Origin of the sequence: Serratia sp. CMO1, from assembly GCF_015689115.1 — a bacterium.
In the GTDB taxonomy this organism is placed as follows: domain Bacteria; phylum Pseudomonadota; class Gammaproteobacteria; order Enterobacterales; family Enterobacteriaceae; genus Serratia; species Serratia marcescens.
In genome coordinates this window covers 2,115,204-2,137,814 of record NZ_CP065032.1, presented here as the reverse complement: position 1 = coordinate 2,137,814, position 22,611 = coordinate 2,115,204, and the positions used below count along the sequence as shown (strand labels likewise).

Annotated in this window: 18 protein-coding genes and 1 other RNA gene; 12 read left to right on the top strand and 7 right to left on the bottom strand. The window is 59.9% G+C overall.

The window, feature by feature from the left end:
* Positions 1-22 precede the first annotated feature (22 nt).
* On the bottom strand, positions 23-1,519 hold the full coding sequence (gene sufB / locus IT763_RS10240; RefSeq protein ID WP_025302644.1) for a Fe-S cluster assembly protein SufB: 1,497 nt from the start codon (positions 1,517-1,519) through the stop codon (positions 23-25).
* A gap of 14 nt (positions 1,520-1,533) precedes the next feature.
* Positions 1,534-1,905, bottom strand: coding sequence for a Fe-S cluster assembly scaffold SufA (sufA, locus tag IT763_RS10235; protein ID WP_004931368.1), 372 nt, complete (start codon positions 1,903-1,905; stop codon positions 1,534-1,536).
* 526 nt (positions 1,906-2,431) lie between these two features.
* Between sufA and IT763_RS10230 the strand changes: the two genes are divergently transcribed.
* Entirely contained in the window at positions 2,432-2,836 is a 405-nt protein-coding gene (locus IT763_RS10230) for a hypothetical protein (RefSeq protein WP_004931369.1), read from the top strand.
* Positions 2,837-2,881: 45 nt separating this feature from the next.
* Here the strand turns inward: IT763_RS10230 and menI are convergent, their stop codons facing one another.
* A complete protein-coding gene (gene menI, locus IT763_RS10225; protein ID WP_016927938.1) occupies positions 2,882-3,298 on the bottom strand; it encodes a 1,4-dihydroxy-2-naphthoyl-CoA hydrolase in 417 nt (138 codons plus the stop codon).
* Positions 3,295-6,351, bottom strand: coding sequence for an FAD-binding and (Fe-S)-binding domain-containing protein (locus tag IT763_RS10220; RefSeq protein WP_028128173.1), 3,057 nt, complete (start codon positions 6,349-6,351; stop codon positions 3,295-3,297). Before IT763_RS10220 ends, menI begins: the two co-directional genes overlap by 4 nt.
* Before the next feature lie 245 nt (positions 6,352-6,596).
* Here IT763_RS10220 and ydiK point away from each other — a divergent pair, with 245 nt between their 5' ends.
* Together ydiK and rprA are read left to right on the top strand one after the other, a co-directional pair.
* Positions 6,597-7,697: an AI-2E family transporter YdiK gene (gene ydiK / locus IT763_RS10215; protein ID WP_049191420.1), complete on the top strand. Its 1,101-nt coding sequence runs from the start codon at positions 6,597-6,599 to the stop codon at positions 7,695-7,697.
* Positions 7,698-7,953: 256 nt separating this feature from the next.
* An RNA gene (rprA, locus tag IT763_RS10210) (antisense sRNA RprA) lies at positions 7,954-8,065 on the top strand.
* 109 nt (positions 8,066-8,174) lie between these two features.
* Here the strand turns inward: rprA and ppsA are convergent.
* Positions 8,175-10,553: a phosphoenolpyruvate synthase gene (gene ppsA / locus IT763_RS10205; protein WP_206195387.1), complete on the bottom strand. Its 2,379-nt coding sequence runs from the start codon at positions 10,551-10,553 to the stop codon at positions 8,175-8,177.
* Between the two features lie 460 nt (positions 10,554-11,013).
* Between ppsA and IT763_RS10200 the strand changes: the two genes are divergently transcribed.
* From IT763_RS10200 to IT763_RS10160, 9 genes are all read left to right on the top strand, one after another.
* The gene (locus tag IT763_RS10200; RefSeq protein WP_161544659.1) at positions 11,014-11,874 is read left to right on the top strand and encodes a pyruvate, water dikinase regulatory protein; all 861 of its coding nucleotides are present in this window, start codon (positions 11,014-11,016) and stop codon (positions 11,872-11,874) included.
* A 196-nt stretch (positions 11,875-12,070) separates the two neighbouring features.
* Positions 12,071-13,117 carry a 3-deoxy-7-phosphoheptulonate synthase gene (locus tag IT763_RS10195; protein ID WP_015377715.1) on the top strand — a complete coding sequence of 349 codons (1,047 nt, stop codon included), beginning with the start codon at positions 12,071-12,073 and terminating at the stop codon, positions 13,115-13,117.
* 105 nt (positions 13,118-13,222) lie between these two features.
* Positions 13,223-13,708 (top strand): glutathione peroxidase, encoded by a 486-nt coding sequence (locus IT763_RS10190; RefSeq protein ID WP_015377714.1) that lies wholly within the window; start codon positions 13,223-13,225, stop codon positions 13,706-13,708.
* A 171-nt stretch (positions 13,709-13,879) separates the two neighbouring features.
* The gene (gene hemP / locus IT763_RS10185) at positions 13,880-14,062 is read left to right on the top strand and encodes a hemin uptake protein HemP (RefSeq protein WP_016927944.1); all 183 of its coding nucleotides are present in this window, start codon (positions 13,880-13,882) and stop codon (positions 14,060-14,062) included.
* A gap of 94 nt (positions 14,063-14,156) precedes the next feature.
* Positions 14,157-16,229, top strand: coding sequence for a TonB-dependent hemoglobin/transferrin/lactoferrin family receptor (locus IT763_RS10180; RefSeq protein WP_016927945.1), 2,073 nt, complete (start codon positions 14,157-14,159; stop codon positions 16,227-16,229).
* 66 nt (positions 16,230-16,295) lie between these two features.
* Positions 16,296-17,333, top strand: a complete 1,038-nt coding sequence (locus tag IT763_RS10175) for a hemin-degrading factor (protein ID WP_049300239.1) — start codon at positions 16,296-16,298, stop codon at positions 17,331-17,333.
* Positions 17,330-18,160: a hemin ABC transporter substrate-binding protein gene (locus IT763_RS10170; RefSeq protein WP_049300238.1), complete on the top strand. Its 831-nt coding sequence runs from the start codon at positions 17,330-17,332 to the stop codon at positions 18,158-18,160. Before IT763_RS10175 ends, IT763_RS10170 begins: the two co-directional genes overlap by 4 nt.
* On the top strand, positions 18,160-19,164 hold the full coding sequence (locus IT763_RS10165; protein ID WP_016927948.1) for an iron ABC transporter permease: 1,005 nt from the start codon (positions 18,160-18,162) through the stop codon (positions 19,162-19,164). Before IT763_RS10170 ends, IT763_RS10165 begins: the two co-directional genes overlap by 1 nt.
* Positions 19,157-19,942, top strand: coding sequence for a heme ABC transporter ATP-binding protein (locus IT763_RS10160; protein WP_016927949.1), 786 nt, complete (start codon positions 19,157-19,159; stop codon positions 19,940-19,942). Before IT763_RS10165 ends, IT763_RS10160 begins: the two co-directional genes overlap by 8 nt.
* Before the next feature lie 33 nt (positions 19,943-19,975).
* Here IT763_RS10160 and IT763_RS10155 read toward each other — a convergent pair whose 3' ends face one another.
* Together IT763_RS10155 and IT763_RS10150 are read right to left on the bottom strand one after the other, a co-directional pair.
* Entirely contained in the window at positions 19,976-21,418 is a 1,443-nt protein-coding gene (locus tag IT763_RS10155; protein WP_206195386.1) for a protein adenylyltransferase SelO, read from the bottom strand.
* Positions 21,419-21,674: 256 nt separating this feature from the next.
* Positions 21,675-22,406, bottom strand: coding sequence for an EAL domain-containing protein (locus IT763_RS10150; protein WP_016927951.1), 732 nt, complete (start codon positions 22,404-22,406; stop codon positions 21,675-21,677).
* Positions 22,407-22,611: the final 205 nt, after the last annotated feature.

Genomic DNA, 22,611 nt, shown 5'->3' with positions numbered 1-22,611 from the left:
GACGGCGCTAAAAATGCGGCGATTAACCCACGCTGTGTTCCAGGCTGATGGCCAGAAGTTTTTGCGCCTCGACGGCGAACTCCAGCGGCAGCTCGGAGAAAACGTCCTTGCAGAAACCGTTGACGATCATCGAAATGGCGTCATCCTCGCTGATGCCGCGCTGCAGGCAGTAGAACAGCTGGTCATCGCCGATCTTCGAGGTGGTGGCTTCGTGCTCCAGCTGCGCGCTGTTGTTGCGCGCTTCAACGTAAGGGAACGTGTGGGCGCCGCTGTCCGGCCCGATCAGCATCGAGTCGCACTGGGTAAAATTACGGGCGTTTTCCGCCCCCGGCAGGATTTTCACCAGGCCGCGATAGGTGTTCTCGCTGTGGCCGGCGGAGATGCCTTTGGCGATGATGGTCGACTTGGTGTTTTTGCCGATGTGGATCATCTTGGTGCCGGTATCCGCCTGCTGATGGCCGCTGGTCAGCGCCACCGAGAAGAATTCGCCGATCGAGTTATCGCCCTGCAAAATCACGCTCGGGTATTTCCAGGTGATGGCCGAGCCGGTTTCCGACTGGGTCCAGGACATTTTCGAACCGGCGCCTTCGCACAGCGCGCGCTTGGTGACGAAGTTGAGGATACCGCCCTTGCTCTCGCCGCCAGAGAACCAGTTTTGCACCGTCGAGTATTTCACTTCGGCGTCTTTATGCAGGATCACTTCCACCACCGCCGCATGCAGCTGGTAGCTGTCGCGCACCGGGGCGGAACAGCCTTCGATATAGCTGACGTAGCTGCCTTCGTCGGCGATCAGGATGGTGCGCTCGAACTGGCCGGTTTTGGCGGCATTGATGCGGAAATAGGTCGACAGCTCCATCGGGCAGCGCACGCCTTTCGGCACATAGACGAAGGTGCCGTCGGAGGCCACCGCGGCGTTCAGCGCAGCGAAGAAGTTATCGTTGGACGGCACTACGCGCCCCAGGTACTGACGCACCAGATCCGGGTATTCCTGGATCGCTTCGCCGAACGAGCAGAAGATCACCCCGCTCTCCGCCAGTTTTTCACGGTAGGTGGTGGCGACCGAGACCGAGTCGAAGATGGCGTCCACCGCCACCTCGCTGCCCTCGCGCACCGGCACGCCGAGCTGATTGAACGCCAGCTCCACTTCGCTGGTCAGGTAATCTTTTTCCGTCGCCGCGCCCGGTTGCTGCTCGGCGCCGGGTTGCGAACCGCAGGCATCGTCGCAGCTGCCGCAGGACGGCGCCGAATAGTAACTGTAGTCCTGGTAGTTCAGGCGTTCGTAATTGGCCTTCAGCCAGTGCGGCTCCTCCATCTGCAGCCAGGCGCGGTAGGCCTCGAGGCGGAATTCCAGCATCCACTCGGGTTCGTTGCGCTTGGCCGAGATGGCGCGCACCACCTCTTCGTTGATGCCTTTGGCCAACTCATCGGTTGCCAGCTGGGTGAAGAAACCTTCTTTGTAGCGACCTTCGCTGACCCAAGCCTGCACTTCATTAGGCATTTCTACATTGCTTCGTGTCATGTTGATTGCATCGCTCAAACGCCAAAGCTCTCGCCGCACCCGCAGGCATGCTGAGCTTTAGGGTTGTTGAATTTGAATATCTGATTCAGCCCTTCGCGGACGTAATCTACCGTGGTGCCATCGATGAACGGCATGGCCTTCAGCGGCACGTAGAGTTTGGCGCCGTCGCGCTCAAACAGCAGATCGTCATCGGCGGGTTCGCGGGTCAGATCCAGCACATAGGCAAAGCCGGCGCAGCCGGATTGTTTCACCCCTAGCTGCAGCCCTTTCACCTGCGGATCCTGCTGCATCAGTTTGGTTATTTGTCGTACGGCGCTGTCGCTGAGCGAAATGCCTTGCCAGACATTTTCATCCAGAGAAAAAGTGCCGACATTTTCCGTTTGCATAGGGTCTACCTCACACTCGTGTTTGGCCACAGCCAATCTGGGTTGCTTATATGTTAGTGATAACGATTATCACTTCAACCGTTTGTTTTGCGGGGGTATCCGCCGCGAGCGCGGTTTTTCGCTGCGGCGTGCGGCAAGCCAGCGAGACATCCGTGGCGGCTTGCGGCGTCTGGCGGCAAGGTGTACATGCTATCCCTATGAATTTGTTCTTTATCCTGCATCACCGTACCGCACTCCCCGGTGGCCCGTCAGCGTTACAGCGCCGCGGTGCATTGCCGATCTAAACATTCATAGAAAATACCTATTTCTGCATTCTGTCTGTCGTAAATGTGCGTTTATCGGCATTTCGTGGCGCAGCGCAAGCGCGCCCCCTCAGGTTAAAGTTTAGTCGCTCAGGCTCAAGTTGGGTCATCGGCAGCCTTTTACACCTCACGCAATGAAAAAACGCCACGCCGGGGATTGATCGGCAACGCGGCAGTTTATATGATAATGATTATCATTCAATTGTAATTTGAGCGCGAAGCCAATGACTCTTTCGATCAACGCATGGTTGCTGGGCAAGATTGATGACTACAAATTCAGCGTGCGCGACGCCACGGTGGACTTTTACATGGCCGAAGCGGCGCTACGGCGCCCGGAATGCAATATCGACCACCTGAAGCGGTACAACAGCGTCAGCCTTACCATGGCCAATCTGTGTCTGGAGAACGGCGACGACGACAGCTACCTGCACGCGCTCAGCAAGCTGCACAACCGGCTGATCGTCGAGATCAACAATCCGCAGCGTTGCCAGCTGTTTCGGGTGCAAAGTTACCACTTCGCGCGCCATACGCTGACGCTGATCTGCCAAAAATACGCAATGGAAGGCACCTGGGAGAAGGCGAACGCGTTTCAGAAGGACTTCGTCAAACGCGTGCCGTTTCAACTGTAAAGCGAAAGGCTCCGCAGGCCGAGCGCCTGCGGAAACCGGCGGGGATCAGTCGATGACCGCCGTGGTCAGACGCGAAGTGCAGCACAGCCGATCGCGCGCGTCGAAGATCTCGATTTGCCATACCTGATGACGGCGGCCAACGTGCAGCGCGCGGCACACCCCGCGCACCTGGCCATCGAACACCGCGCGCAGGTGGTTGGCGTTGATCTCCAGCCCCACCACTTTCTGCTCGCCCTCACTGCACAGGTAACCGGCCATCGATCCCATCGATTCCGCCAGCACCACCGACGCCCCGCCGTGCAACAGCCCGAACGGCTGCCGGGTGCGGCCATCGACCGGCATGGTGGCCTCGAGGAAGTCCTCGCCCAGCTGGGTAAACTCGATGCCCACATGGCTGACCATGCAGCCGTCACCGGCGCGGTTCAGCTGCTCCAGCGACGTTTCACGTTTCCACAATTTCACTCAATCATCTCCAGAAGTGCCTGTAATGGGTGGCGCACGCCATTGCCCTCGATGCGTTTCACCTGGCTGCGGCAGGAATAGCCGGTCGCCAGGCAGCGCTGCCGCGGCAAACGCTGTAGCGTCGGATGCCATGATAGCTCATAAATGCCGAGCGAGTTTTGCAGGTTCTTGGCTTCATGGCCGTAAGTGCCCGCCATGCCGCAGCAGCCGACGCTGACGTTCTCCAGTTTGGCGCCGAAGCGGGCGAAGATCGCCGCCCACTGTTGGCCGCTGGCCGGCAGCGCGGTGGTTTCGGTGCAGTGGCCGAACAGATACCACGGCTCGCCGGTCGCCGGCTGTTCGGCGCGATCCGCGATCCGCTGCTGCAGCCATTCATGCACCAGCTGCACCTGGAAATCGCCGCGCTCGGCGCCGAGGATCTCGCGGTATTCGTCGCGGTAACACAGCACCAGCGCCGGATCGACGCCCACCAGCGGCATGCCGAGCTGCGCCACGCGGTTGAGAAAATCGGCGGTTTTGCGCGCGGTGCGGGCAAACCGCGTCAGGAAACCTTTCACATGCTGCGCCTTGCCATTCGGCGAGAACGGCAGCAGCACCGGTTTATAACCGAGCTTCTCCACCAGCCGGACAAAGTCCGCCACCACTTTGGCGTCGTAATAGCTGGTGAACGGATCCTGGACGATCAACACGTGTTCTGCCCGCTGCTCGGCGCTCAGCCCTTCCAGCTGCTCCAGCGTCAGAGTGGTCGCGCGGTGGCCGGACAGCTGCTGACGCAGCGTCGGGCTGGACAACAGCGGCAGATCGACCATGCCGATGGCGTTGCGGCTCATCTCTCGCAGCCACGGCTGGCGGAAGAAGAAGTTGAACACCTTCGGCGCGCGGGCCATCAATGGGGTATAGCTCTCTACGCCGGCGACCATGTAGTCACTCACCGGGCGCAGATAGCGGGTGTGGTAGAGCTGCAGGAAGCGCGAACGGAACCCCGGCACGTCAATTTTGATCGGGCACTGGGTGGAGCAGGCCTTGCAGGCCAGACAGCCAGACATCGCCTCTTTCACTTCGTGCGAAAAGTCGTACTCGCCCTTGCCGGCATGCCAGCTGTTGCGGGTTTTCTCGATTAGACCGCGCAAGCTGAGGCGCTGCTGCGGCAGCTGTTTCTCCAGCGCCAACGGATCGACGCCCTGCTCGGCCAACAGACGCAGCCACTCGCGCACCAGCGTCGCCCGCCCTTTCGGCGAATGAATGCGGTTGCCGCTGATCTTCATCGACGGGCACATCGGGCTGCGCACGTCGAAGTTGAAGCACAGGCCGTTGCCGTTACACTCCAGTGCGCCGCGGAACGAGGTGCGCACCTCGACCGGGATCTGGCGATCGAAGGTGCCGCGTTTGACCGCGTCCACCTGCATCATCGGCGCATCGACCGCCAGCGGCGAACAGATCTTGCCTGGGTTCAGGCGATTATCCGGATCGAACGCCGCCTTGATGCGGCGCAGCTCTTCATACAGCGTTTCCCCGAAGAATTCAGGGCTGTATTCCGCGCGGAACCCCTTGCCGTGCTCTCCCCACAGCAGGCCGCCGTATTTGGCGGTCAGCGCCACCACCCGATCGGAGATCTGCTTCATCAGCACTTCCTGCTGCGGGTCGCACATGTCAAGCGCCGGGCGCACGTGCAGCACCCCGGCGTCAACGTGACCAAACATGCCATAGCTCAGATTGTGGTCATCGAGCAGTTGCCGAAATTCGACGATATAGTCCGCCAGATGTTGCGGCGGCACACAGGTGTCCTCGGCGAACGGAATCGGCTTGGCGCGCCCTTTGGCGTTGCCCAGCAGCCCGACCGCCTTCTTGCGCATGTTGTAAATGCGCTCGATGCCAGCCAGATCGCCGCAGATCTGGTAGCCGATCACGCCGCCCTGCCGCTGCGCGATCAATTCGTCCAGCCGTTGGCACAGGGCTTCCATCTGGCCGTCGATCAGCGCCCGATCGTCGCCGGCGAACTCGACGATGTTCAGCCCGAGCATCTCTTTATCCGGCACGTCGGCGATCAGTTCGTTCACCGAGTGCCAAACAATGTCTTCACGCGCCAGGTTCAGCACCTTGGAATCGATGGTTTCCACCGACAGCGCCTTGGCCTCGACCATAAAGGGCGCATTGCGCAGCGCAGAGTCAAAGGAGTCGTACTTCACGTTGACCAGGCGGCGCACTTTCGGCAGCGGCGTGATGTCCAGCCGCGCCTCGGTGATAAACGCCAGCGTGCCCTCGGCGCCGGTCAGGATGCGCGTCAAATCGAAGGTTTGCAGATCGTCGCTCAGCACGTGGCGCAGATCGTAACCGGTGAGGAAGCGGTTGAGCTTGGGGAATTTCTCCAGGATCAGCGCGCGCTGCTCGCGGCAGCGGTTGAGCACCGTGCGGTAGATGCGCCCTTCGGCGGTCTCTTCCTGAGCAATCGTTTCCGCCAGCGCTGTCGGCATGGCGCGGGTATCGATCATCTCGCCGCCCAGCAGCACCGCCCGCAGGCCCAACACGTGATCGGAGGTTTTGCCGTACACCAGCGAGCCCTGGCCGGAAGCATCGGTGTTGATCATGCCCCCCAGCGTGGCGCGGTTGCTGGTGGACAGTTCCGGCGAGAAGAAGTAGCCGAACGGCCGCAGGTATTGATTCAGCTGATCCTTGATCACGCCGGCTTCGACTTTCACCCAGCCTTGTTCGACGTTGATCTCCAGAATGCGGTTCATGTGGCGCGACATATCGACCACGATGCCGGTATTGAGCGACTGGCCGTTGGTGCCGGTGCCGCCGCCGCGCGGGCTGAAGGTCAGCGTATTGAAGCGCTCTTCTCCGGCCAGACGGGCGATCAGCGCCACGTCGGCGGTGGAACGGGGGAACACCACCGCATCGGGCAGCAGCTGATAGATACTGTTGTCGGTGGCCATCGTCAGCCGGTCGGCATAGCTGGTGGCGGTATCGCCGTTGAATCCGTTTTGCTTCAGTGCTTCCAAAAAGTCGAGCACCCGTTGAACCAGGCCGGGCGCCTGAGAAATCTGTGGGATCATTCGCTTTTTTGACCCTGTCCGTCTATTTTTTATGCGCTGATGTACGCTGAATCGGGCCTTTAATTCAGACCCACCCTATTTTTTAGTGACACTAAAAACTAACATACTCGTTTAGTGAAGGCATTCACATTATTACCGCCCTGCGAGCGCCGCCCCAGGCGGCCGCCCGGCGGTGATAAACCGACCGACAGGCACCCCGATTCGCCGGTGCCAGGGATTTAATTGACCAGGATGAGAACCCACTGATGCCACTCCCGCAATCGCGTTACGACTTACCGCGAATTATTTTCGGCGTGCTGTTTATCGCCATCATGATCGTTGCCTGTTTTTGGGTGATCCAACCGTTTATTCTCGGCTTCGCCTGGGCGGGCATGGTGGTGATCGCCACCTGGCCGTTGCTGCTCAAACTGCAAAAGCTGCTGTGGGGCCGCCGCTCGCTGGCGGTGTTGGTCATGACCCTGCTGCTGATCCTGCTGTTCATTCTGCCTATTTCCCTGCTGATCAGCAGCGTGGTGGATAACAGCGCACCGCTGATCGCCTGGGCCAGTTCGCCCGGCAAGCTGCACATTCCCGATCTCGCCTGGCTGCAGTCCGTGCCGATGATCGGCGACAGGCTCTATACCAGCTACCACACATTGGTTAACGCCGGCGGCGCTGCGCTGCTGGCGAAGGTGCAGCCGTACTTCGGCCAAACCGCCACCTGGTTCGTGGCGCAGGCGGCGCATATCGGTCGTCTGCTGCTGCACTGCGCGCTGATGCTGCTGTTCAGCGCCTTGTTGTATGCGCGCGGCGAGCAGGTGGCGCTGGGTATCCGTCACTTTGCGGTGCGCCTCGGTTCCAAACGCGGCGATGCGGCGGTGCTGCTGGGCGGCCAGGCGATCCGCGCCGTCGCGCTGGGCGTGGTGGTGACGGCGTTGGTGCAGTCGGTGCTGGGCGGCATCGGTCTGGCGGTAAGCGGCATTCCTGCCGCCACTCTGCTGACGATGCTGATCTTTATCTGCTGCGTGGCGCAATTGGGGCCGCTGTTGGTGCTGGTGCCGGCCATCATCTGGCTGTACTGGCACGGCGACACCACCTGGGGCACCGTGCTGCTGGTCTGGAGCTGCGTGGTGGCCACGCTGGATAACGTGCTGCGCCCGGTGCTGATCCGCATGGGCGCAGACCTGCCGCTGCTGCTGATCCTGTCCGGCGTTATCGGCGGTTTGCTGGCCTTCGGCATGATTGGCCTGTTCATCGGCCCGGTGGTGTTGGCGGTATCTTATCGCCTGTTGACCGCCTGGATGGATGAAGCGCCGGAGCCGACCTCCGCACCGGAGCAAGTCATCGAAGATCTGGAAAAACGCTAATTCCCCCCTTCCGCCCGCATCGTCGGGCGGAACTTTTCACGCCTGCCATTATTCCTACCTCATTCGAGTAATATCTCCGCCCAATATAATGCCGCCCTATATTGATTTCAGTACGGCGAATGAAAGGTGCAATGTAAATCCCTGTTTGTTGCAAACGGAAAAAAGAGATAACTACCGCAAATAAAATGTGATGCCGCTATCGATTAGGATGATTCTTAATGACTAGTCGCGTTCAAAAATCTAGTATTATGGCCATCTATTGCTTCAAATCACTGATTTTAAAGCAACCTTTCTGAACAATGTAATGCCATACATGTGAATTGCTGTGTGTAGTCTTTGCCCATCTCCTACGGTGGGCTTTTTTTTATTCTTTTTTCGTCGAATTGATTATTTTACGCGCCGTTATTTACATTCAGAAATAAAAAGGCCGCAGCGTTAACTGCGGCCTGACGTTAATGCCTCAGCGAGGCCGAGACATTATTTCTTTTTCGACAAATTGATCCAGGTCTGCACCACAGTGTCCGGGTTGAGCGACAGGCTGTCGATGCCCTGCTCCATCAGCCACTCAGCGAAGTCTTCATGGTCAGACGGACCCTGGCCGCAGATGCCGACGTATTTGCCGTGGCGCTTGGCCGCCTGAATCGCCATCGACAGCAGCGCTTTCACCGCCTCGTTGCGCTCGTCGAACAGTTCCGACACCACGCCGGAATCGCGATCCAGCCCCAGCGCCAGCTGAGTCATGTCGTTGGAGCCGATGGAGAAGCCGTCGAAGTGCTCGAGGAACTGATCCGCCAACAGCGCATTGGACGGGATCTCGCACATCATGATCACTTTCAGCCCGTTTTCGCCGCGTTTCAGCCCCTGACGCGCCAACTCGGCCACCACCGCTTCCGCCTGCGCCACGGTGCGCACGAACGGCACCATGATTTCGACGTTGGTCAGCCCCATGTCGTTACGCACGCGTTTCACCGCCTCGCACTCCAGCGCGAAGCAATCGCGGAAGCTGTCGGCCACGTAACGGCCGGCGCCGCGGAAGCCCAGCATCGGGTTCTCTTCGTGCGGTTCATACTTATCGCCGCCCACCAGGTTGGCGTACTCGTTGGATTTGAAGTCGGACAGCCGCACGATCACACGCTTCGGCCAGAAGGCGGCGCCCAGCGTCGCGATCCCTTCTGTCAGGCGGCCAACGTAGAACTCGACCGGGTGGTCGTAACCCTGCATCAACGCGCGAATTTCGTTTTGCAGCGCCGGCGTCTGCTGATCGAACTCCAGCAGCGCGCGCGGGTGCACGCCAATCATGCGGTTGATGATAAATTCCAGCCGCGCCAGGCCCACGCCTTCATTCGGCAAACGCGCAAAGTCGAAAGCGCGATCCGGGTTGCCGACGTTCATCATGATCTTCAGCGGCAGATCCGGCAGCTCGGTCACTTCGGAGCTCTGCACGCTGAAATCCAGCATGTCGCTGTAAACGAAGCCGGTGTCGCCTTCCGCACAGGATACGGTGACTTTCTGGCCGTCTTTCAGCACGTCGGTGGCGTGGCCGCAGCCCACCACCGCCGGGATGCCCAGCTCACGGGCGATGATCGCCGCGTGACAGGTGCGCCCGCCGCGGTTGGTGACGATCGCGGCGGCTTTCGTCATGATCGGTTCCCAGTCTGGGTCGGTCATGTCGGTGACCAGCACGTCGCCCGGCTGGATGCGATCCATTTCGCTGATGTCGTGGATCACTTTCACCGGACCGGCGCCGATGCGGTGACCGATGGCGCGGCCTTCCACCAACACCGGACTGGTGCCGTTCAGCTGGTAGCGCTCCATGGTTTGTTCGTTGGAGCGTACGGTCTCCGGGCGCGCCTGCACGATCAGCAGCTTGCCGGTATGGCCGTCTTTCGCCCACTCGATATCCATCGGGCGGCCGTAATGTTTTTCGATCAGGATCGCCTGCTGCGCCAACGCCTGCACTTCGTCATCCGTCAACGAGAAACGGCTGCGCTGCGCTTCCGGCACGTCTTCAATGCGCACCTGCTTGCCGTGATCCTGCGACGGCGCGTATACCATGCGGATCTTTTTCGAACCCAGGTTGCGGCGCACGATCGCCGGCTTGCCGTTTTGCAGCGTCGGTTTGTGCACGTAGAACTCATCCGGGTTCACCGCGCCCTGCACCACCATTTCACCCAAGCCGAAAGCGGAGGTGATGAATACCACCTGATCAAAGCCGGACTCGGTGTCGATAGTAAACATGACGCCCGAGGAGGCCAGATCCGAGCGCACCATGCGCTGTACACCGGCCGACAGCGCCACGCCGCGGTGATCGTAGCCCTGGTGCACGCGATAAGAGATGGCGCGGTCGTTGAACAGTGACGCGAACACGTGCTTGATCGCCACCATTACGGCGTCGATGCCCTGCACGTTGAGGAAGGTTTCCTGCTGGCCGGCGAAGGAGGCGTCCGGCATGTCTTCCGCCGTGGCGGAGGAGCGCACCGCAAAGGAAGCTTCCGGTTCGCCGTCGGCGAGCTGTTGGTAAGCCTGATGAATTTCACGCTCGAACTCGGCGTGGAACGGCGTGTCGATCACCCATTGGCGGATCTGGGCGCCGGCCTTGGCCAGTTGGGCAACGTCGTCAACGTCGGTCTGATCCAGTAGCTGATAGATGCGCTGGTTAACACCGCTTTGTTCGAGGAAATCGTTAAACGCCTGTGCGGTGGTGGCAAAACCGTTAGGCACGGCCACGCCCAAATCGGAAAGATTGGTGATCATTTCACCGAGGGAGGCATTTTTGCCGCCGACACGGTCAACGTCGTGCATGCCAAGCTGGTTGTACCAAAGCACATTACGCAAGTCTGGGCCATTGTTGGACATCGAGACAATCCTTATTGCTATCAGTAGGGTAAAGACGGATTTAATTCGCTTGCTTTACGGCGCCGCTAACACGGAGCCGAATCAGACTAGCACACTGATCCGGGGAAAATGGAAAGGTGAATCGATCAACCCACTGAAGAAAGTGGTTTTTAAGAGAATGTCCTAACCGGCTGATTTGCCTGGGAACCGTTCCCAATCGCACGAAAAGCTTAGTTCTCAACAAATTACGCTCTTTTTAAAATTCTGTTTTAATGACCACGCAAACGCTATCGTTTTTGGTGAAAATAGCGGCAAATTTACGTTTCGGCTCGAAAAGCGTCGCTGCGCCGCGATTTCTATCGCCGCCAACGCGCGCTTTTTTTTCGCGCGCCGCCGCAAGACGCTTTACCGCCCCGCCGTCACAATTTTTTCCCTCGCCCCTTTACCCGCGGATCGTCTGCGGCTCATGATATTGGCAGTGATGACAGCAGGAACACCGTTTTCAGGTAAGGAGCCTCGGGTGGAAAGAAGCGTTTTTTATATTTCGGATGGTACGGCGATCACCGCCGAAGTGCTGGGGCACGCGGTGCTGTCGCAGTTCCCGGTCACGGCGACCACTTACACCTTGCCGTTTGTCGAAACCGAGGCGCGCGCACGCGCAGTTCGCCAACAAATCGATGATATCTATAATGAAACCGGTGTGCGGCCGCTGGTGTTTTACTCCATCATCTCGCCGGAAGTGCGCGATGTGATCGTGCAAAGCCAAGGCTTCTGTCAGGATATCGTGCAGGCGCTGGTCGGCCCGCTGCAGGGTGAGCTGGACGTGGAGCCAACGCCGGTGCCGAACCGCACCCACGGTCTGACCGCCAGCAACCTCGGCAAGTACGACGCGCGCATTGCCGCCATCGACTATACCCTGGCGCATGACGACGGCATTTCGCTGCGCAATCTCGATCAGGCGCAGGTGATCCTGCTCGGCGTGTCGCGCTGCGGCAAAACCCCCACCAGCCTTTATCTGGCGATGCAGTTCGGCATCCGCGCCGCCAACTATCCGTTTATCGCCGACGATATGGACAATTTGCACCTGCCGGCCTCGCTGAAACCGTTTCAGCATAAATTATTCGGCCTGACCATCGATCCGGAACGCCTGGCGGCGATCCGCGAAGAACGGCGCGAAAACAGCCGTTACGCCTCACTGCGCCAGTGCCGCATGGAGCTCGCCGAGGTCGAGGCGCTGTTCCGCAAAAATCAGATCCGCTACCTCAATACCACCAACTATTCGGTCGAAGAGATCTCCACCAAAATCCTCGACATCCTTGGCATGAGCCGCCGCATGTTCTGATCTTTCCCTCGCGGGGCCCCGTGCCCCGCCGCCTGCCGTTTATTTCAGCAGCAGCTGATTTTTTTGTGCTTTTTTTCGCGGCTTTGATCAACAGAACACAATCTCTACGGTTGAATTCAGCGCTTTTTGCGTTATTGTGATCGCCATCACTTCCCGGCACTCCTGCCGCAGAGAAGAACAGTTTCCAGGGAACAACATGCACAAAACAGATGAACTGCGGACCGCGCGCATCGACAGCCTCGTCACGCCGCAAGCGTTGGCGGACAAGCTGCCGATCTCGGCGGCCATCGCCGATAACGTGACAGCGTCACGTAAACGCATTGAAAAAATCCTCACCGGTGAAGACCGCCGCCTGCTGGTGGTGATCGGCCCCTGCTCGATCCACGATCTCGACGCCGCCGTCGATTACGCCGGCCGGCTGAACGCCCTGCGCGAGCGCTACCAGGATCGCCTGGAGATCGTAATGCGCACCTATTTCGAAAAACCGCGCACCGTCGTCGGCTGGAAAGGCCTGATCTCCGATCCGGCGCTGGACGGTACCTTCCAGGTCAACCGCGGCATCGAAATGGCACGCCGCCTGCTGCTGGAAGTGAACCAGCTCGGCCTGCCGACCGCCACCGAATTCCTGGACATGGTCGTCGGCCAATACATCGCCGATCTGATCAGCTGGGGCGCCATCGGCGCACGCACCACCGAAAGCCAGATCCACCGTGAAATGGCCTCGGCGCTCTCCTGCCCGGTCGGCTTCAAAAACGGCACCGACGGCAACACCCGCATCGCCATCGACGCCATTCGCGCGGCGCGCGCCGGGCACATGTTCCTGTCGCCGGACAAACATGGCCAGATGACCATCTACCAGACCAGCGGCAACCCGTACGGCCACATCATCATGCGCGGCGGCAAAACGCCGAACTACCACGCCAGCGATATCGCCGCCGCCTGTGACAGCCTGCGTGAATTCGATCTGCCGGAGCACCTGGTGATCGACTTCAGCCACGGCAACTGCCAGAAAATGCACCGCCGCCAGTTGGAAGTGGCCGACAACGTCTGCCAGCAGATCCGCGCCGGCTCTGCCGCCATCACCGGCGTGATGGCGGAAAGCTTCCTGGTGGAAGGCACGCAGAAGATCGTCGCCGGCCAACCCTTGACCTATGGTCAGTCGATCACCGATCCTTGCCTGAGCTGGTCCGACAGCGAACAGTTGCTGGCGATGCTGGCGGATGCGGTCGATAGCCGTTTCTGACGCAACATAGACCGGGGCCTCGCCCCGGCTTTCTCCCTTCTGTCCCGCTCATCTATACTGATTGCAACGCTTTAGCACCCGCCGAAACGCACTGGGAGCCCCGGCATGATTCACTCTCTGTTATCCATTCCCTGCGTCACGCTGCAGGGCGAGCAAAAAACGCTGGGCGATTTCCCGGCGCGCGCTTACCTGGTGGTCAACACCGCCAGCAAGTGCGGCTTCACCCCGCAATACCGCGGGCTGGAAAATTTGTGGCGATACTATCGCGAGCGCGGCCTGATGGTGCTCGGCTTCCCCTGCAACCAGTTTGGTTCTCAGGAGCCGGGCAGTCCGCTGGAGATCGCCAATTTTTGCAGCCTCAACTACGGCGTCAGTTTCCCGCTGTTCAGCAAGATCGACGTTAACGGCCCCGGCGCCCACCCGCTGTTCAATGAGCTGAAACGCCTGGCGCCCGGCATTCTGGGCAGCCGCCGCATCAAATGGAATTTCACCAAGTTCCTGCTCACCGCCGACGGCCAGCGCGTGACGCGCTTTGCGCCGATCACCAAGCCCGAACGCCTGTTTGACCGCATCGAAACCCTGCTGAAATAACGCCCCTTTTTTACGGGCCGAGTGCGCTCGGCCCGCCGCCGGATGTCCGTTCGACAAAAAGGTTCCATCGGTAAGAAAATTTTCCTTGATGTAACCTTTCCTTCACATGATAATGATTCTCAGTTTGATATTAATTACCATTTAATAACCTGTTTTATAAGCACAATGATGATGGATACTGCCAACACGCCAACCCCCGCCGCCGCGGCCCCGACCGAGCACAGCGCAAACGCGCCGCCCAGCTACGACAGCGCACAGCTGCTCGGCGCCGACGGCATCGCGTTCATTACCCATCAGGGCCAGCGCTATCAGCTGCGGCAGACCAAAGCCGGGAAATTGATCCTGACCAAATAACCACAGAACCCTCAAACGCCAGCCACCCCGATCGTTTGATCCAGGCAGCCAGCAAATCTATTGATATGTTTTATTACATACGGAGAGTTGCACCATGCCTCTGACATTTTCCACCCGGCTGCGTTTTTCCGCGTTGAGTCTGGCGATTGCCTGCGCTCTGCCTACGGTGGCCTTGGCACAAAACACCAGCACAACAACTTCTTCCAACGCGGCAGCGGCCAAAAACGCCGACGAGACCATGACCGTGGTCGCCACCGGCAACCAACGCAGCAGCTTTGAAGCGCCGATGATGGTCACGGTCATCGAAGGCAACTCGCCGGAAAGTCAAACTGCAGGCACCGCCGCCGATATGCTGCGCCGCGTGCCGGGCATTACCGTCACGGGTTCCGGGCGCAGCAATGGGCAGGATCTCATGATGCGCGGTTACGACCGACGTGGCGTGCTGACGTTAGTTGACGGCATCCGCCAGGGGACCGATACCGGCCATATTAACGGCACTTTTTTGGATCCTGCGTTAGTGAAACGCATTGAAATCGTGCGCGGCCCCTCCGCGTTGCTGTACGGCAGCGGCGCGTTGGGTGGCGTAGTGTCTTATGAGACCGTCGATGCCGCCGATCTGCTGCTGCCGGGCCAGGATAGCGGGTTCCGCGTCTACGGCACCGCCGGCACCGGCGACCACAGCCTGGGCATGGGCGCCAGCGCCTACGGCAAGACCGATAACCTCGACGGCCTGCTGTCGTTCGGCACCCGCGACGTCGGCGATCTTCGTCAGGGCAACGGCTTCGATGCGCCTAACGACGAAACCATCAGCAACGTGCTGGCTAAAGGCACCTGGAAGATCGACGATAGCCAGTCGCTAAGCGGCAACCTGCGCTACTACAACAACAGCGCCCAGGAGCCGAAAAACCCGCAAACCCCAGCCAGCTCCAGTGGAAACTTAATGACCGATCGTTCGACGATTCAACGCGATGCGGCATTGAGTTACAAACTGAAGCCGATCGGCCAGGATTGGCTGGATGCGGAAGCGAAAGTGTATTATTCAGACGTGAAAATTAACGCTCACGCCAATGGCAGCGAGGATGAAGCGCGTAAACAAACCACGAAAGGCGCCAAACTCGAAAACCGCACGCGCCTGTTTGCGGATACTTTCGCTTCACATCTGCTGACCTACGGCACCGAGGCTTACAAACAGGAGCAAACGCCGGGCGGCGCTACCGAAAGTTTCCCGCACGCAAAAATCAACTTCGCTTCAGGCTGGCTGCAGGACGAAATCACGCTGCGCGATCTGCCCGTCACCCTGCTCGCCGGCACCCGCTATGACAATTACAAGGGCTCAAGCGACGGCTATGCCGATGTGGATGCGAACAAATGGTCCTCACGCGGCGCAGTCAGCATTACGCCTACCGACTGGCTGATGCTGTTCGGCTCCTATTCTCAGGCGTTCCGCGCGCCAACGATGGGTGAGATGTACAACGACTCCAAGCACTTCTCAATTCCAATGGGACCAACCACCATCACCAACTATTGGGTACCTAACCCGAATTTGAAGCCGGAAACCAACGAGACCCAAGAGTACGGGTTTGGTCTGCGTTTCGATGATTTGATGCTGGCCGATGATAGCCTGCAGTTCAAAGCCAGCTATTTCGATACCAAAGCCAAGGACTACATCACCACCGATGTCACGATGGAACTGGGACGCGGTCCGCGCGGCCCTTACTGCATCAGTTGCACCACCTTCTCGACCAATGTCGATCGCGCCAAAATCTGGGGATGGGACGCTACGCTCAGCTATAAAACCCCCTGGTTCGGCTGGGATTTGGCTTACAACCGCACCCGTGGCAAAAATGAAGCGACCGGTGACTGGTTAAGCAGCATCAATCCGGACACCGTCACCAGCTCGCTGGACGTGCCGCTGGGCGAAACCGGTCTGTCTGCCGGCTGGGTCGCCACCTTCGCCGAACGCGCGACGCGCGTGGAGACAGGCACGGCCGAACAAGCCGGTTATGGCGTCAACGACTTCTATCTGAGCTACAAGGGACGCGACCGTCTGCAGGGCATGACCACCACCGTGGTGTTGGGTAACGCCTTCGACAAAGAATATTACTCGCCGCAGGGCATCCCGCAGGATGGCCGCAACGCCAAACTGCTGGTCAGCTACCAGTGGTAATCATTTGACTATCTGGCGGACAACCCGATTGTCCGCCGTTCGCATTACAGCGCAGGAGAATCCGGCATGAGCAACACCCTATACGAACGCTACCAACAGGCTAAAATCGATCACCCCGGCAAATACGCCCGCGATCTGGCGGCGATCCTTGGCGTCAGCGAAGCGGAGCTGACGCACGCCCGCGTCGGCCACGACGCCCGCCGCCTGCAGGCCGACGCGCGCACCCTGCTGACCGAGCTTGAGCAGGTCGGCGTCACCAAGTCCATCACCCGCAACAGCTATGCGGTGCATGAGCAGATGGGCCGCTACCGCAACCAGCACCTTAACGGCCACGCCGGGCTGATCCTCAACCCGCGCGAGCTGGATCTGCGTCTGTTCCTCAACCACTGGACCAGCGTTTTCGCCATGAGCGAAACCAACAAACGCGGCGTGCGCCACAGCATCCAGTTCTTCGACCAACAGGGCGATGCGCTGCACAAGGTCTACACCACCGAGGAAACCGATCTGCCGGCCTGGATGGCGCTGGTGGAACGCCATCTGAGCGAAGAAAACCCGGCGCTGACGCTGCAGCCCGTCGAGGCGAACACCGTTGATGAAACAACGCAAGATCATGCCAAAATCGACGCTGAATGGCGCGCGATGACCGACGTTCACCAGTTCTTCCAGCTGCTGAGCCGCAATAAACTCACGCGCCAGCAGGCGTTCCGCGCCGTCGGCGACGATCTGGCCTATCAGGTGGACAACAGCGCGCTGTCGCAGCTGCTGGAAGCAGCGCAGCAGCAGCAAAACGAGATCATGATATTCGTCGGCAACCGCGGCTGCGTGCAGATCTTCACCGGCCAGATCGAACGTTTGATGCCGCAGGAAGGTTGGATCAACGTGTTCAATCGCCGCTTCACGCTGCACCTGATCGAAGACGCCATCGCCGAAAGCTGGATCACCCGCAAACCGACCAAGGACGGCATCGTCACCAGCCTGGAGCTGTTCGCCGCCGACGGCACGCAGATCGCGCAGCTGTATGGCCAACGCACCGAAGGCCAGCCGGAACAAACCCAGTGGCGCGAGCAGGTTGCCGCGCTCGCCGCCAAGGACATCGCCGCATGAAATCTTCCTTGATCCGCCGCCTGGCGCTGATGATGACGCTGGCGCTGCCGCTCACCGCGGCGGCGGCGCCGCGCATCGTCTCGATCGGCGGCGACGTGACGGAAATCGCCTTCGCGCTCGGCGCCGGCGACGACGTGATCGCCCGTGACAGCACCAGCTTGCACCCGGCGGCGGTGAAAACGCTGCCGGACGTCGGCTACATGCGCCAGCTGAATGCCGAAGGCATTTTGGCGCTCAAACCGACGCTGGTGCTGACGACCGAGCTGGCGCAACCGGCGCTGGTGCTCAAACAGCTGGCGGACAGCGGCGTCAAAGTGGTCAGCGTGCCGGGTGACACCACCCTGCAGGCGGTGCCGCAGAAAATCGCTACGATCGCCGCCGCGCTGCAACGCGTTGAGCAAGGCAAACAGCTGAGCGAGCGCTATCAACAGCAGCTGGCAGCGGTCGACACCTCTCCGCTGCCGGTCAAGGTGCTGTTTGTGATGAGCCACGGCGGCATTACGCCGATGGCCGCCGGGCAACACACCGCCGCCGACGCGGTGATCGCCGCCGCCGGACTGAAAAACGCCATGCAGGGCTTTGACCGCTACCGTCCGCTGTCGCAGGAAGGCGTCATCGCCAGCGCGCCGGATCTGTTGCTGGTCACCACCGACGGCGTGCGCACCCTCGGCGGCGAACAGCAGCTGTGGACGCTGCCGGGCCTGGCGTTGACGCCGGCGGGCAAGCAGCGTCGCGTACTGATCGTCGATGACATGGCGCTGCTGGGTTTCGGTCTGGAAACGCCGGCGGCGCTGGCCAAGCTGCGCCACGCGGCGGAGCAAAAGTAATGCGCTGTCGCACCTCGCCTCAGTTGGCCATCATCGGTCTGCTGGTGCTGCTGACGCTGCTGGCGCTGGTCGCCGCCAACCTGGGCGCGCTGACGCTGTCGTTTCGCACCCTGTGGCGCGAACCCTTCAGCGACGCCGCCTGGCACATCTGGCTGAACATTCGTCTGCCGCGCGTGCTGCTGGCGGTAGTGATCGGCTGCGCATTGGCGGTGTCCGGCGCGGTGATGCAGGGGCTGTTCCGCAACCCGCTGGCGGATCCGAGCCTGCTGGGCATCAGCAGCGGCGGCGCGCTGTTTGTCGCCCTGTTCATCGTGATGCCGCTGGCGTTGCCGGTGACGATCGCGCTGTACGGCCATATGCTGGCGGCGTTCCTCGGCAGCCTGCTGGTATCGTTGTTGATCTACGGCATCAGCCGCAGCGGGCACGGCAATCTGTCGCGGCTGCTGCTGGCGGGCATCGCCATCAACGCCCTGTGCATGGCGGCCATCGGCGTGCTCTCTTACGTCAGCAGCGATCAACAGCTGCGCCAGTTCTCGCTGTGGATGATGGGCAGCCTCAGCCAGTCGCAGTGGCCGACGCTGGCGGTTTCGGCCTCGCTGATCCTGCCTACGGCGCTGCTGACGCTGCTGCAGGCGCGCCGGCTGAACCTGTTGCAGTTGGGGGATGAAGAGGCCCACTATCTCGGGGTGAACGTCCAGCGCGCCAAGCTGCAGCTGCTGTTGCTGAGCGCGCTGCTGATCGGTGCGGCGGTGGCGATGAGCGGCGTGATCGGTTTCGTCGGTCTGGTGGTGCCCCATCTGGTGCGCATGCGTCTCGGCGGCGATCACCGCTGGCTGCTGCCCTGCTCCGCGCTGGGCGGCGCCTGCCTGTTGCTGGTCAGCGATACGCTGGCGCGCACGCTGGTGGCGCCGGCCGAAATGCCGGTGGGGTTGATGACCAGCCTGATCGGCGGTCCTTACTTCTTGTGGCTGGTGATGCGCCAGCGGGAGCGAACCGGTGGATAACGCCGCCTGCCTGACGGCCCGAGAGCTGCGCTACAGCCTCGGTACGCGCCGCCTGATCAACGACGTTTCACTCAGCCTCGCCAGCGGTGAGATGGTGGCGATTATCGGCCCTAACGGCGCCGGAAAATCGACGCTGTTGCGCTTGCTGACCGGCTATCTGACGCCGGACTGCGGCGAATGCCGGCTGCTCGACCGCCCGCTGGAACACTGGGCGCCGCAGCAGTTGGCCAAAGTCCGGGCCGTGATGCGCCAGTACAGCGATCTGGCGTTTCCCTTCAGCGTGGAAGAAGTGGTCAGCATGGGGCGAGCGCCGCACGGCAAACGCGACGAGCATCAGGCGCTCCAACAGGTGATGGAACAAACCGACTGTCTGGCGCTGGCGCAGCGCGACTACCGTCAGCTTTCCGGCGGCGAACAACAACGGGTGCAGCTGGCGCGGGTGTTGGCGCAGCTGTGGCAGCCGCAACCGTCCCCCGCCTGGCTGTTCCTCGACGAGCCGACCTCGGCGCTGGACCTGTATCACCAGCAGCACACCCTGCGCCTGCTGCGCTCGCTGACGCGCCAACAGCCGCTGGGCGTCTGCTGCGTGCTGCACGATCTCAATCTGGCCGCGCTGTACGCCGATCGGATCCTGCTGTTGCATCAGGGCCGCCTGGTGGCGAGCGGCACGCCGCAGGAAGTGCTGCAGGCCGACATTCTCACCCGCTGGTATCAGGCCGATCTCGGCGTGGTGCATCATCCCGAAGCGTCGCTGCCGCAGGTCTATCTACGTCAATAACATCAAGGGCGCCATGAGGCGCCCTTTTTCATCTCAGCTGGAACAGGAAATCTCCAGATGTTTGCCCCAGTCCGGCGGCAGCGCGGCGAGATCGTCATACTCCGGCGCATCGTCGAACGGCCTCAGCAGAGCCTGATGCAACCGCTGCAAACGGCCCACGTCGTCTTTCTCTGCGTCCTCAATCGCCTGCTGCGCCAGATAGTTGCGCAGGATCAGGCGCGGGTTCACCGCCTTCATCGCCCGTTGCCGTTCCGCATCGCTGACCTGTTCCTGTTGCAAACGTTGACGATACTGCTGATACCAGGCGTCGAACGCCGCACGGTCGATAAACTCGTCGCGCAGCGGCGACTGCACCTGCTGCTGTTCGGTCTCACTCAACAAGCGGAACGTGCGGGTATAGTCCCGCCCTTCCTGCGCCATCAGGCTCAACAAACCGGTGAGCACGTCATTATCCTGCGCCGTCGGCGTGAAGAAGCCGAGTTTGGCGCGCATCTGTTCACCGTAGGCGCGCATCAGCGCCGGCTCATACGCCGCCAGCGCCTGCTGCAGCTGTTCGGTGGTCATCAGCCCCGACAGGGTCTGCGCCAGGCGATGCAGGTTCCACAGCGCCACCGCCGGCTGATTGTCGAAGGCGTAACGTCCCTGGTGATCGGAGTGGTTGCAAATATAGCCGGGCTGGTAGTCGTCCAGGAAGCCATAAGGGCCGTAATCGATGGTGATGCCGAGAATCGACATATTGTCGGTGTTCATCACGCCGTGGGTGAAACCGACGGTTTGCCAATGGGCGATCAAACGCGCCGTGCGTTCGACCACGTCGGTAAACCACAGCAGGTAACGCTCAGCCTGATCCTGCAGCTGTGGCCAGTGATGGGCGATGACGAAATCCGCCAGTTGCCGCACTTGCTCCGGCTGTTTACGGTAATAAAAGTGTTCGAAGTGGCCGAAGCGCACATGGCTTTCCGCCACCCGCATCAGCATGGCGCCGCGTTCCGGCTGCTCGCGATATACCGGTTGTTGGCTGGTGACGATGGTCAACGCTCGGGTGGTGGGGATCCCCAGATGGTGCAGCGCCTCAGAGGCCAGAAACTCGCGGATCACCGAACGCAGCACCGCGCGGCCATCACCCATGCGCGAATACGGCGTCAGCCCGGCGCCCTTCAGGTGCCAGTCGCGGTGGCTGCCGTCCGCCAGGCGCTGTTCGCCCAGCAAAATGCCGCGGCCATCTCCCAGTTGCCCGGCCCACACGCCGAACTGGTGGCCACTGTACACCTGCGCCAGCGGCTGCATGCCCGGCAGCAGCGTTTCTCCCACCCAAATCGGGGTTTTATCCTGAGTAAACCAGCTTTCATCCAGCCCCAGTTCACGCGCCAGCGGCTCGCTATGGTACAGCAGGCGCGCATCCTTAAGCGGCGTTGGATTCAGAGCGGTGTAGAAACCAGGTAACTGTTGGTAGTAAGCGTTATCGAACTGCGGCATAGGCCCTCCGTTTCAGCGTAGTGTAGAGCGTGAACGGGCGGATTAACACCGAAGGAATGCAGGGAGAACGCATCCGCCTGCCGTCAGGACGGATGCAGGGAGTTTGGCGCTTCCGCTTGGCGGGGGGAACGCGGTTTAACGCTGGCGGACAAACGCGGTTATCAGCCCAAAACGAGGTGAATAACGACGGCGGGATCACGGTAACCTCACTCCGCGCATTATTGACCTCATAGGGTGTAGTTTTTTATATCACTTCTTAATTATTGAACTCGCTGGGCATCGTCAGCAAAGCCTGCAGATTATCCACACCAACGCTGGGCCATAAAAAACCTTGCAGGCCTAAAACACCGGCGTATCTGAGTTTATTAAAATACTCTTTTTTCTCTATTCCTCCGACGATCACGCCTTTACATAACAGGTTGATATTCTTTAACAACGAGTCAATGACCACGTCATACCCCTGATGGGTAAACAGCTGCCAGTAAAAACGTTTGTCTATCTTTACGTAGTCAAACAAACCGTCGTACAACGCAGTCAACGTGGCCTTACCGGAACCGAAATCATCGAGCCACAGCGTAAACATTTCGCTTAATCGCCGCACGCTCGGGTTGTTCTTGCCGGCCGAAAGATTCGGAAAACTCTCACTGATTTCAAATGCAATAAAAGGATATTGCCCGATCCTTTGGCCCAACGCCGAATCGGAAAGAATAAGCTCAACGATGGTTTCTTCGATATTGATGGTCAACTGCACGTTGTTACCGGTAAACCAAGCCGCATGCTGCTCCGCAAGTTTCAGTTGCTCATTAAATAACTCAATCCTTTGTTCAGGCGCCAATAAATTAATCCCAATTTCGGCCGGCATGGCTAAATCACCATCTAGACTGTTGAAACGGCTCAACATTTCCACCGCCAACAGCCCGCCCTCCATTGAGTAAACAGGTTGAAAAACATAGCTACTAATAAAGTCAGCTTCGAGTTGGATGTTCATTTTAATGCCACAGGATGAATGGCTAGCGTATCATCGTATATCAATATATTTTATCGATCAATCCCTCTGGGATTAATCGGAAATATCAATGTAAATACCCATGAAATATCATTTAATTGATAGATTAAAGCTATACGACAATCGTGAAAGGCGCAAAGAAAAGCAGCCGGACTTATGCCATGGCGGGCGCCAAACGCGTTATGCA